Below are 12,047 nucleotides of genomic sequence, written 5' to 3' on the forward strand. Positions count from 1 at the left end.
ACGGGGAGTGTTAAAAGTATGGCCAAACAACAACAAACAAAAACACCAAACACACTATTGAGTTCTCAACCAACACTCTATAGCTTGTTTTCACCCTCTTAGGAAGTAACCGTGCTAGTCTAATACAAATCCGGCGGAGTCGTCAACCCTCAGTTTTTGCGATCGAGGTGATCGCTGCGAGGACAGCCGTGTCGGTCTAGTACCAATCCGGCGAGGGAGTCGAGCCCCGGTCTCGGTCTCCTTGGAGTGGCGACCGCGCCTGTGGGGCACTGGCTTTGGTTACTGTACCCGCTCGATCTGCGCTCCCAAAATCGCCAGGTTTTCGACGAACAACGGGTAGCCGCGATCGATGTGAAAGACGTCGTGAACCTCGGTGTCACCATCGGCCACGAGGCCCGCCAACACCAGTCCGGCGCCGGCGCGGATATCCGAACACCACACCGGCGCACTGGACAATTGGGGCAGCCCACGCACGACGGCGTGATGCCCGTCGGTACGCGCGCCGGCGCCGAGCCGGATCATTTCTTCGACGAATCGAAACCGCGCCTCGAACACGTTCTCGGTGATCATCGAGGTGCCGTCGGAGATCGAGGCCAGCGCGATCGCCATAGGCTGCAAATCCGTCGGGAAACCGGGAAACGGCAGTGTGGCAACGTTCATCGCCTTCGGACGCTCGTACTGGCTGACCCGGAAACTGTTGTCGGTCTGGGTGACGGTGGCGCCCGCGTCGTGCAGCTTGTGCAGCACCACTTGCAGGTGCGACGGATCGATTCCGGTCACCGAGATGTCCCCGCGCGTGATGGCGGCGGCGATCCCCCAGGTCGCGGCCACGATGCGGTCGCCGATCACCCGGTGTTCGGTGGGATAGAGCCGGTCGACCCCGGCGATGGTCATGGTCGGCGAACCGGCGCCTTCGATCCGGGCACCCATCTGGTTGAGCATCGTGCACAGGTCGACGACGTCGGGTTCGCGCGCCGCGTTGTGGATGGTGGTGACCCCCTTCGCCACGACGGCCGCCATCAAGATGTTCTCGGTAGCCCCCACCGACGGGAACTCCAACTGAATCTCCGCGCCGCGCAACGTATCCGCGTGCGCGACGACGCATCCGTGCTTGATGTTGCACGTCGCGCCCAGCTGCCGCAGGCCCGCTTGGTGCATGTCCAGCGGGCGCGACCCGATCGCGTCGCCGCCGGGCAGCGCGACCCGGGCCTTTTTGCATCGGCCGACCAACGGGCCCAGCACACACACCGAAGCCCGGAACTGGCGCACGGCAGCAAAGTCGGCGTCGTACTTGGGTTCGTCGGGTGAGGTGATCCGGGCGACGTCGCCGTCGAGCTCGACCGTGGCACCCAGGCCCCGCAGCACCTCGGCCATCAACGGCACATCGAGGATGTCCGGACAGTTGGTGATGGTGCTGGTGCCTTCGGCCAACAGGGTCGCAGCCATCAGCTTGAGCACGCTGTTCTTGGCGCCCCCCACTGCGACTTCGCCGGACAACCGGTTGCCTCCGGTCACCACGAATCGCTCAGCCACCCGTGACAGTCTAGTGAAACGCTATCGGCTTGTCAGTCAGCTAAGGCTGTTGGCCGAGTACGGTTTGGTCATGACAGTGCATCTGACCCGCATCTACACCCGGACCGGTGATGACGGAGCCGCAGGGCTGAGCGACTTCTCGCGAGTCTCCAAGAACGACCCTCGCCTGGTCGCCTACGCCGATTGTGACGAGGCCAACTCCGCGATCGGCGTCGCCATCGCCGGGCCGGCCCGATCACGAGATCACGGCGGTACTGCGACAGGTTCAAAACGATTTGTTCGACGCCGGCGCCGACCTGTCCACCCCGGTCGTCGAGAACCCGAAGTATCCCCCTGCGCGTCACCCAGCCCTGCATCGACCGCCTCGAAGGTTGGTGTGACAAATATAACGAGCCGCTGCCGCCGCTGAATTCTTTTGTGCTGCCGGGAGGTTCGCCGCTTTCGACCCTACTGCACATGGCGCGCACGGTGATGCGCCGGGCCGAGCGATCCGCTTGGGCGGCCGTGGATTCCGCGCCGGACCGTCAATGCGCTGCCGGCGAAATACCTGAACCGGCTGTCGGATCTGCTTTTTATCCTGTCGCGCGCAGCCAACCCCGACGGCGATGTGCTGTGGAAGCCGGCCGACGGCGCCGCCGACTGACGCGTTAATCGGTTGAGCAGGCACGCTTTTGGTCAGAAGCTGCGACGGCGTGCCCGCGGTGACGGACGCGATTCCAGCCACGACAAGAACGCCGTCAACGCACCTTGATCGAGGGCGATCTCGTAGCCGGTCCTGCGTTCCTGCGTGGTATCGCGCAGCTCCAGCACCACGATCTCATCGGTCATGATGTCAAACTCGTCGCCGCGGGGTGCGCGGCGGGCCACGATCTCGACACCGCGACGGCTCAATCGGCGGTCGGGCCACAGGCGCAGGCTGGACAGCCGGTAGAAGGCCGCTTCCCCACCCCGGTACCGGATCACGCCATGCCGCCACCCGTGACCGCCCACCGCGGGGAAATCCCGCATGATTGCGGCGGTTCCCCCCTGGCGCAGTTTCCACAGCCGATAACTCAACCCGAGAACCGCCGCACCCAGCACGACGACGAGCACGACCATGGCGATCATGGGCGCGCTCATCGCCTTGCCCGAGCTGCTAGTCGATCGCGCCGACGGCGCGCAGTCTCGCACGGCCGCGAACGGCGATACGGGGGTCGTCGGATTCGGCGTCCTGCCGCGCGGCGGCCTCGTTGATCTCCGACTCGAACTCCGCGGATTCGGCGAGAACGGTGACGCCCTCCTCGGTCACCGACAGGAACCCGCCGTCGACCGCGACCCGTAGGTCGTTTTGTCCTTCCCGTTCGACCCGCACCATGGCGTCGTCGACCAACTGTGCCACCAACGGAATGTGCCCCGGCAGGATACCGATCTCACCCACGATGGTGCGGGTGAACACGAACGTTGCCTCGCCCGACCAGATCTTGCGATCGACAGCGACGATTTCGACGTTCAATTCAGCCATGCCACAAACCCTTTCGGTACCACCGCAAGCTAGAGCTTGGCGCCAAGACTCTCGGCCTTCTTGGCCAGGTCGTCAAGACCACCGATCAGGAAGAACGCCTGCTCGGGCACGTGGTCGAACTCACCCTTGGTCAGACGATCGAACGACTCGATGGTCTCTTTGAGCGGGACGGTCGAGCCGGGCTGCCCGGTGAACTGCTCGGCCGCCATCATGTTCTGCGACAGGAATCGCTCGATGCGCCGGGCTCGGTTGACCAGTTGCTTGTCCTCTTCCGACAGCTCGTCGATCCCGAGGATCGCGATGATGTCTTGAAGGTCCTCGTACCGCTGCAGGATTCGGATGACCTCTTGCGCCACCCGGTAGTGTTCGTCGCCGACGACGCTGGGGTCGAGGATGGTCGAGCTGGAGGCCAGCGGGTCCACCGCCGGGAAGATGCCCTTGGAGAACACCGAACGCGACAGCTCGGTGGTGGCGTCCAGGTGCGCGAACGTGGTCGCCGGTGCCGGGTCGGTGTAGTCGTCGGCGGGCACGTAGACCGCCTGCATGGAGGTGATCGACTTGCCTCGCGTCGAAGTGATGCGCTCCTGCAGCTCGCCCATCTCGTCTGCCAGAGTGGGCTGGTAACCCACCGCCGACGGCATACGGCCGAGCAGCGTCGAAACCTCGGACCCGGCCTGGGTGAACCGGAAGATGTTGTCGATGAACAACAACACGTCCTGGCCGGCCTCGTCACGGAACCACTCCGCCATGGTCAGCGCGGACAGCGCCACCCGCATACGGGTACCGGGCGGCTCGTCCATCTGACCGAACACCAGCGCCGTGTCCTTGAGCACGTTGGCTTCCTGAAGCTCGACCCACAGGTCGTTGCCCTCACGAGTGCGCTCCCCCACGCCAGCGAACACCGACGTACCACCAAAGTTACGGGCAATACGGTTGATCATCTCCTGGATGAGCACCGTCTTGCCCACGCCGGCACCGCCGAACAGTGCGATCTTGCCGCCGCGCACGTACGGGGTGAGCAGGTCGACGACCTTCAGGCCGGTCTCGAGCATCTCGGTCCGCGGTTCCAGCTCTTCGAACGCCGGTGGCTTGCGGTGAATCGACCAGTGCTCGAAGTCGTCGCCGTAGCCCGGCTTGTCCAGGCAGTGGCCGAGGGCGTTGAAGACGTGCCCCTTGACTTCCTGGCCGACCGGCACCGAGATCGAGGCACCGGTGTCGGTGACCTCTACACCGCGTACCAGGCCGTCGGTGGGCTGCAGCGAGATGGTGCGCACCAGGTTGTCGCCGAGGTGCTGGGCGACCTCGAGCGTGAGCGTCTTCTTGAGCTCCTCGAAGGTGATCTCGGCGTGCAGCGCGTTGAACAACTCCGGGACGGAGCCGCGCGGGAACTCGACGTCGACGACCGGCCCGGTGATCCGTACCACGCGGCCGCTGGTGTCGGCGCTTGTCGACTTGGTGCTCTTTTCGGCAGTCGCAGTCATTTTTCTTCGCTTCCTCGTGGTGCTATCTGGCTCAGGCGTCCGCGAGCGCGTTTGCGCCGCCGACGATTTCACTGATCGCTTGGGTGATCTGGGCCTGCCGCTCGCAGTTCGCCATGAGCGTCAATGCCTTGATCAGGTCGTCGGCGTTGTCGGTGGCCGACTTCATCGCCCGCCGGCGCGACGCCAGCTCCGATGCCGCGGACTCGAGCAGCGCCGTGTACACCCGGGTGGTCACATACCTCGGCAACAGGGCGTCGAACAGAGTCGTCGCATCCGGCTCGAACGAGTACAGGGTGTGTAGTGTCTCGGGCTCGCCGGTGTACTCCACCACCATCGGCGCCATCCGGTGGGCAGTCGTTGCCTGGGACAACATCGACTTGAATTCGGTGTAGACGATGTGCAATTCGTCGACGCCCGCCTCGTCTGATCCCTCCTGGGCGCCTTTGCTGCCGGGGATGAACGTGTCGACCAGGGTGGACGCCACCTCGGCGGCCTTCTCGGCCGTGGGCTGTTCGGAGAAACCAGTCCAGGATTCGGTAATGGTCCAGTTTCTGAAGCTGTAGTAGGCCAACGCCTTACGACCAACGACGTACAGCACCGGGGTCTTGCCTTCCTCCCGCAGCAGGGAGAACAGCTCCTCGGCGCGACGGAAGACGCTGGAATTGTAGGCGCCACACAGACCGCGGTCCGAGGACACCACAAGCACGGCGGCCCGCTTCGGTTCCGGCCGTTCGACGAGCAACGGGTGATCCAACGCCGCCTCGCTGGACAGCGTGGTCAACATGTTGGTGACCTCTTCGGTGTATGGGCGGGCGGCATGTAGCCGGGCCTGGGCCTTTCCGATACGCGAGGTCGCAATCAGCTCTTGGGCTTTGGTGATCTTCTTTATCGCACCGGCGGAGCGGATCCGTCCGCGCAATTCACGAAGTGTGGCAGCCATCGAGTCTTACTTTTTCTTGTCTTCAGGCGCCGGCTTCTTGACCTTGACCGACTCCTTGGCCAAGTCGTCTTCGTCGAGCGCCTCGACATGCTCGTCCGGGACCACCGATCCGCCATCGCTGGCGACGAAACCCTTCTTGAACTTGCTGATGATGTCTTCGAGTTGCGCCTGGGCCTCTTCGGAAAGCTTTCCGCTGTCCCGGATTCCGGCCAGCAGGCTCCCCTCCGAGGCCCGCATGTGATCCAGCAACTCCGACTCGAAGCGGCTGACGTCCTCGACGGGCACCGAGTCCAGGTGGCCGCCCGTGCCCAGGAAGATCGAAACCACTTGCTCCTCAACGGGAAGCGGCTGGTACTGCGGCTGCTTGAGCAGCTCCACCAGCCGCGCACCGCGGTCCAGCTGCGCCTTGGAGGTGGCGTCCAGGTCGGAAGCGAAAGCGGCGAACCCCTCCAGCTCGCGATACTGGGACAGGTCGAGCCGCAGCGAACCGGCGACCTCCTTCATGGCCTTGATCTGTGCGGCACCACCGACCCGGGACACCGAGACACCGACGTTGATGGCCGGCCGCACGCCTTGGTTGAACAGGTCGGACTCCAAGAAGCACTGCCCGTCGGTGATCGAGATGACGTTGGTGGGGATGTAGGCCGAGATGTCGTTGGCCTTGGTCTCGATGATCGGCAGGCCGGTGATCGAACCGCCGCCGAGCTCGTCGGACAGCTTCGCGCAGCGCTCCAGCAGCCGCGAGTGCAGATAGAACACGTCGCCCGGGTAGGCCTCGCGACCCGGCGGACGGCGCAGCAGCAGCGAGATCGCGCGGTACGCCTCGGCTTGCTTGGACAGGTCGTCGAAGACGATCAGCACGTGCTTGCCGTCGTACATCCAGTGCTGGGCGATCGCCGAACCCGTGTACGGCGCAAGCCATTTGAAGCCGGCCGAGTCGGACGCCGGTGCGGCCACGATGGTGGTGTAATCCATCGCCCCACCCTCTTCCAGCGCGCGGCGGACGGAAGCGATCGTGGTCCCCTTCTGCCCGACCGCCACATAGACGCAGCGCACCTGCTTCTTGGGATCGCCGGTCTCCCAGTTTTTGCGCTGGTTGAGGATCGTGTCGACGCACACCGCGGTCTTGCCGGTCTTGCGGTCGCCGATGATCAGCTGACGCTGGCCACGGCCGATCGGGGTCATGGCGTCGATGGCCTTGATGCCGGTCTGCAGTGGCTCGCTGACGCTTTGCCGCTGCACCACCGACGGGGCCTGGATCTCTAGCGCACGGCGAGTGTCGGTCTCGATGTCGCCCTGGCCGTCGATGGGCTCACCCAGCGGGTTCACCACCCGGCCCAGGAAAGCGTCGCCGACGGGCACTGAGAGGACTTCACCGGTGCGCTTGACCTGTTGGCCTTCTTCGATCTTCTCGAAGTCACCGAGGATCACCGCGCCGACGCCGTGCTCGTCGAGGTTGAGCGCGACACCCAGGATGCCGCCGCCAAATCCGAGCAGCTCCTGGGTCATGACCCCCGGCAGGCCATCGACATGCGCGATGCCGTCTCCGGCGTCCACGACGGTGCCGACCTCTTCGCGGGAGGTGTCGGAAGTAAAAGAGCTTACGTACTCCTCGATTGCGCTCTGGATGTCATCAGCGGAGATTGTCAACTCGGCCATGGCTTTTCGTCTTCCTACTTGATTCTGTCGTTCGCGGGGATCGGGTTGGTGGTCACTCGGGCACTTGCGCCTCGGCCGCGGCGAGGCGCGACGAGAGCGTCCCGTCGATCACCTCGTCGGCCACGGAGATCAGCAGCCCACCGAGTAGCTCAGGGTCGACCTGCAGGTGCACGGTGACCGGATGCCCGTATATGCGACCAAGGACCTCGGTGAGGCGAGTGCGCTGGGCGGCGCTGAGCTCTGCCGCCGCGCTGACTTGGGCGATGACCTCACCGCGGCGGGCCACCACAACTTCGGCCAGAAACTGGACGGCTTCCTCGGCAGACTGACCGCGCAACAGCTCGATGGTCTGGCTCAGCAGTGCCAGCACGATCGGGTTGACCGTGGCGCTCGCGCTCTCGAGTACGTTGCGCAGCAAGGTCATCCGCTGCTCGGCCGGAACGACGTAGTCGCCCAATAGAATGGCGAGACGGGGCTGGGCGTCGAGAACGCGGGAAAATCGGAACAGCTGGTCTTCGACCTCGTCGACCGTGCAGTCGCGTTCGGCGATCTCGAGCAGGGCCTGTCGCGACACGTGCTCGATCGCATCGATCAGGTCATTGTTGGCCGACCAACGCTCCGAGACGGCCACTCGCAGCATCCCGAGCGCGTCGTCCCCGACTTTGTCCGACACCAGGCTCCTGATCAGCCGCACTCGCGGTGACGCGTCTTCGGCCGGCACGGTCAGGTACCGGGTCACGACCGCTTCTTGCCCCAACAGCCGTCCTACCGACACCAGTTCGGCCGACAGCGTGGAAAGCGCTTTCGCGTCAAGGTCTTTGGCGACGTCGCGGAATTTTTCGGTGAGGTTGGCCAGCGCCATCCGGCTCGACGAACGCAGCTTGGAGCGCAGCGGGTATTGGACGTCGGCCGATGCCGGTGCCATCTCGTCGAGTTCGTCCAGAAAACGATCGACGGTGGACGCCTGTTGGTCGGGGTCGGCGACGTAATTGCGCACTAATTCCGTTGCCTGACGCACAGATTCTTGTCCCAGCTCCAGGCGCAGCTGTCGGGTCAGCTGCGTGCGCAGCAGTTTGACCTGCCGCGATCCCTGCCCGATGATGCGTGCCGACTCGATTTCGGCCTGGGCAGCCAGTTGCTCGGTGATGCGCTCAGCGGCGGTTTGGGCCTCTTTGACCAACTGTTTGGCTTCCGATTCGGCGGCTTGGATCGCCTTACTGTGCGCCGCGGTCGATTCCGTCAATCGGTCGGCGGCCTTCGCCGCATCCTCCAACTGCTGGCGCACGGTGTTTTGGCGTGCCGTCATCAAATTGCGTACCTGCGGTACGACATAACGCACCACCAGGAACACGATGGCTGCGGACCCGATCAGCTGCCCGATAAACGTCGACATTGATAGTTACCTTGTTGCGGCAGTGGTTGTGACGTCGACACCGAGGACGCGACTGGCCAAGGTCGCTGACATGGAAGCCACATTGGCACGCAGATCCAGCTCCACGGCATCCCTTTCCCGCTTTAATTGCTCGACGGTCTTCTGCACCGTCGATGCGACCTGCTGCTCGGCCCTGGTGCGTGCGTTTTCGACGACCCTGCGACCTTCCGCGCGGACGTTGTCCCGTAGGGCTGACGCCTGAACACGGGCTTCCCGCATGGCGTTTTCGTAGTCCGCCTCGGAGGCCTCGAATTGCTCGTTCGCCCTCCTCGTGTCGGCGGCGGTCTTGGCGACCATCGCGTCGCGTTCGCGCAGCACCTTCATGACCGGCGGGACGACGATCGTGCCGATCAGGATCAGCACGATCAGGAAGATCGCCAGCACGAAAAAGAACGTGCCGTTCGGGACAAGGAAGTTGTTGCCCCCCTCTGCTGCTAACTGGCTGGATGCCAGAACGCTGCGGCTCGCATCTCCCATCACAGCGAACTAGCCGACAGGGGTTGCGAATACGAACAGCGCCATGAAGGCCAGATTGATGAAGTAGGCCGCCTCAACCAGACCGACAGTGATGAAGAACGGCGTGAACAACCGGCCTTGTGCCTCCGGCTGCCGGGCGATGCCCGCAACAAGCGCGTTACCGGCAATACCGTCACCGATACCGGCACCGATCGCGCCACCGCCCATAATGATTCCACCGCCGATAAGAGCAGCGGCAGCTACTTGGGGGTCCAGGGCCATTCTTATCCTCCTTATATCTGGTAGGGGTCTACCAGGTTCCTGTAATGGTGTGTGGCTCGAGCAGATTCGTGGGCCGATTGATGCGGATTTCAGTCATGGTGTTCCTCGATCTCCATGGCCTGGCTGAAGTACAAGATGGTCAAGATGGAGAAGATGAACGCTTGGATCGCACCGACGAACAAGTCGAAGGATTTCCAGATCGCGTTGGGCGCCCACATGATGTACGCCGGGAACAGCGCGATCAGCGCGACCAGGATGCCACCGGCGAAGATGTTGCCGAAAAGTCGGAGCGACAACGAGATCGGCTTGGCGAGTTCTTCGACCAGGTTGATCGGTGCCAGGAACGCCACGTGACCCTTCAGCACCGCCACCGGGTGTCCGACGATGCCACGGCGCCAGATGCCGGCCACGTGATAGCAGACGAACACGAACAAGGCCAGTGCCAGCACGTAATTGATGTCCGCGGCCGCCGATTTCAGCAGCTCGGTGGTGTGCCCGGACGCGTCGGTGTACTGCAGCGGCAGCACCGACAGCCAGTTGGAGATCAGGATGAACACGAAGATGGTGACGGCCAGCGGCAGCACGCAGGGGGCGATGCGCATCCCCACGGCGCTCTCGATTTGATCGCGCATCTGGACGGTGATCGCCTCCCAGAACAACTGAACGCCGCTGGGCACACCGGTGGAAGTGATCTTTGCGCGGAGGAAGAAGGCCAGGGCGATCACGATGACCGCGGCGATCGCGGTCGACAGGATCGTGTCGGTGTTGACGGTCAGCCCGAACCAGGTGGCGTGGCTGTGCTTGCCGACCTCGATCGTGCCTTCAGTCAAAAACGACATGTCAGTCATCGTCGCTGTTCCCTTTTGCCGTGCCTTCCGGGGTGTGCGCGCTTACCGGCTCCGCCCCATCGCCGGCGCGCAGCTTTTTCCATACCGGCAGCGCGGTCGACAGCACCAGCACCACCTGAAAGAGTGCCAGGCCGAACACCACGCCCAGGCCGGCGGGCCGGAAAATGTAGGCGATGATCAGACCGATTACGGTGATGATCGCGAGCCGGGTTGCCGAGTTGATCGCCATCGAACTTTTCAGCGGATGCTCTTTCGCGGTGATCGATGCCACCGAGCGACGCACCAGTAGCGCGTTGAGCAAACCCAGGAGCAACCCGACACCGAAGAAGACCCCGACCATCAGGTGACCGGCGAATCCCGCAGCGGCGATCGCCATCGCGGTGATGATGGCGCTGATCGCAAGGAGCCGGATTGGACGGAAAGCAACAGAGGGAAACACCAACGGCGCGTCCTGCGCTGGTGTCGTCACTGCAGCACCTCAATCCGGATTGATGGAGCGGGAATTTTCCGACCGACTGATCGGTGGCCCGCCGAGCGTATCGCACGTCACAACCGAATCACTTTAAGGGGTAGCTCCCTCGCTCGGTCGTCAATCGATGCTGCCGGTAAACGATCTGGCAACCCCGATTGGCGAGCAACCCTCAAGATTCTTTTTAGGGTTCTAGCAGCACCGTACCACAATGTCAGCGGTACTACTACTCCGCGTCGTAGTAGTCGCGCCGCCGCAAAAGCGGGATTGCTGTCGCAACCCCGGCGACGACGATCGCGCCGAGCATCACCGCGCCGGTGTCGCGCGGGTTGAAAAAGATCGTGCCGGCGGCGCCGAAGGCAACGATGCCCACCCACAGATAGATCAGCAGCACCACTCGGCGGTGCGAATGACCGATCTGCAGCAACCGGTGATGCAAATGCATCTTGTCGGGGCTGAACGCGCTGCGGCCCGCCCGGGTGCGCCGGACGATGGCCAGCAACAGATCGAGCATCGGCACGAACATCACGGCGACGACCAGCAGGAACGGTGACAACAAGGCAAAGACGTCGCGGGCGCCGTAGGCGTTTTGCGAGATCGGGCCGGCCGCGGTGGTGGATGCGGCCGCCAGCATCAATCCGATCAGCATCGATCCGGAGTCGCCCATGAAGATCTTGGCCTTGTGAAAGTTGTGCGGCAGGAAACCCAAACACGCCCCGGCCAGCACGACCGAGATCACGGCGGGCGGATAGAACAGAACGTCGCCGCCGTGGTCGCGCAGCAATCCGACGGAGAAAACGCAGATTGCCATCGCGGTGATGAGGCCCAACCCGGCGGCCAGTCCGTCGAGCCCGTCGACGAAGTTCATCGCGTTGACGATCGAAACCGTCAGGGCCAGCGTGAGCAGGATCGACGACGCTTGATCCAGCACGATGGTGCCCACCCCCCCGAACGGGATGTACAGCACGCTCCAGGCCACACCCATGGTCACCAGCACGCTGGCCGCGGTGATCTGACCGGCGAATTTGGTGAGGGCGTCCAGGCCCCAGCGGTCGTCGATCAGTCCGATTCCCATGATCACCGCACCCGCCACCATGACCGCGGGCATACCGGTGGAATAGACGAATCCGCGTGTCAGGGCGGGGAGCTCGGAGGCCAGGAACACCGCGGAGGCCATGCCGACGAACATCGCCAGCCCGCCCATGCGCGGCGTCGGCGCCACGTGCACATCGCGTTCCCGCGGGTAGGCGACCGCGCCCAGCCGGGTGGCCAGCACCCGCACCGGGCCAGTCGCGAAATAGGTGATGATCGCGGCGGTCAGGCCGACCAACGCCAGCTCACGCAGCGGGACGCCAGCACCGCAATCGGCCAGGGCGTGCAGACCTGCGGCAAGACTGGCTACATTGCTGCCCGGCTCGCTAGACACCACGCGACCGTACGCCACCT

General features: G+C 63.9%; 12 protein-coding genes and 1 pseudogene. 1 reads left to right on the forward strand and 12 read right to left on the reverse strand.

Annotated elements, in window-relative coordinates; genetic code table 11:
- Positions 1–279 precede the first annotated feature (279 nt).
- Positions 280–1,533 carry a UDP-N-acetylglucosamine 1-carboxyvinyltransferase gene (gene murA / locus FQ389_RS04560; RefSeq protein WP_144206180.1) on the reverse strand — a complete coding sequence of 418 codons (1,254 nt, stop codon included), beginning with the start codon at positions 1,531–1,533 and terminating at the stop codon, positions 280–282.
- Between the two features lie 70 nt (positions 1,534–1,603).
- Here murA and FQ389_RS04565 point away from each other — a divergent pair.
- Positions 1,604–2,176 (forward strand): annotated as a pseudogene (locus tag FQ389_RS04565) (cob(I)yrinic acid a,c-diamide adenosyltransferase).
- A 32-nt stretch (positions 2,177–2,208) separates the two neighbouring features.
- On the opposite strand, the gene FQ389_RS04570 reads toward FQ389_RS04565, so the two are convergent.
- The 11 genes from FQ389_RS04570 to FQ389_RS04620 form a co-directional block, all read right to left on the reverse strand.
- Entirely contained in the window at positions 2,209–2,652 is a 444-nt protein-coding gene (locus FQ389_RS04570; RefSeq protein WP_144206181.1) for a DUF2550 domain-containing protein, read from the reverse strand.
- A 16-nt stretch (positions 2,653–2,668) separates the two neighbouring features.
- Positions 2,669–3,034 (reverse strand): F0F1 ATP synthase subunit epsilon, encoded by a 366-nt coding sequence (locus FQ389_RS04575; protein WP_144206182.1) that lies wholly within the window; start codon positions 3,032–3,034, stop codon positions 2,669–2,671.
- 29 nt (positions 3,035–3,063) lie between these two features.
- Complete coding sequence (gene atpD / locus FQ389_RS04580; protein ID WP_144206183.1) at positions 3,064–4,515, reverse strand: F0F1 ATP synthase subunit beta; 1,452 nt, start codon at positions 4,513–4,515, stop codon at positions 3,064–3,066.
- Positions 4,516–4,546: 31 nt separating this feature from the next.
- Entirely contained in the window at positions 4,547–5,455 is a 909-nt protein-coding gene (locus tag FQ389_RS04585; RefSeq protein ID WP_144206184.1) for a F0F1 ATP synthase subunit gamma, read from the reverse strand.
- 6 nt (positions 5,456–5,461) lie between these two features.
- Positions 5,462–7,114 carry a F0F1 ATP synthase subunit alpha gene (gene atpA, locus FQ389_RS04590; RefSeq protein WP_144206185.1) on the reverse strand — a complete coding sequence of 551 codons (1,653 nt, stop codon included), beginning with the start codon at positions 7,112–7,114 and terminating at the stop codon, positions 5,462–5,464.
- A gap of 52 nt (positions 7,115–7,166) precedes the next feature.
- Positions 7,167–8,507: a F0F1 ATP synthase subunit B/delta gene (locus tag FQ389_RS04595; protein ID WP_144206186.1), complete on the reverse strand. Its 1,341-nt coding sequence runs from the start codon at positions 8,505–8,507 to the stop codon at positions 7,167–7,169.
- A gap of 6 nt (positions 8,508–8,513) precedes the next feature.
- Positions 8,514–9,023: a F0F1 ATP synthase subunit B gene (locus FQ389_RS04600; RefSeq protein ID WP_144206187.1), complete on the reverse strand. Its 510-nt coding sequence runs from the start codon at positions 9,021–9,023 to the stop codon at positions 8,514–8,516.
- 9 nt (positions 9,024–9,032) lie between these two features.
- Positions 9,033–9,278, reverse strand: a complete 246-nt coding sequence (locus FQ389_RS04605; protein WP_090609504.1) for a F0F1 ATP synthase subunit C — start codon at positions 9,276–9,278, stop codon at positions 9,033–9,035.
- Between the two features lie 95 nt (positions 9,279–9,373).
- Positions 9,374–10,123 (reverse strand): F0F1 ATP synthase subunit A, encoded by a 750-nt coding sequence (gene atpB / locus FQ389_RS04610; protein WP_407662757.1) that lies wholly within the window; start codon positions 10,121–10,123, stop codon positions 9,374–9,376.
- A 1-nt stretch (position 10,124) separates the two neighbouring features.
- Positions 10,125–10,601: an ATP synthase subunit I gene (locus tag FQ389_RS04615; RefSeq protein WP_144206189.1), complete on the reverse strand. Its 477-nt coding sequence runs from the start codon at positions 10,599–10,601 to the stop codon at positions 10,125–10,127.
- Positions 10,602–10,827: 226 nt separating this feature from the next.
- Entirely contained in the window at positions 10,828–12,045 is a 1,218-nt protein-coding gene (locus FQ389_RS04620; protein WP_144206190.1) for a glycosyltransferase family 4 protein, read from the reverse strand.
- Between the last annotated feature and the right edge of the window lie 2 nt (positions 12,046–12,047).

It is taken from the genome of Mycobacterium tilburgii, assembly GCF_902168065.1.
In the GTDB taxonomy this organism is placed as follows: Bacteria; Actinomycetota; Actinomycetes; order Mycobacteriales; family Mycobacteriaceae; genus Mycobacterium; species Mycobacterium tilburgii.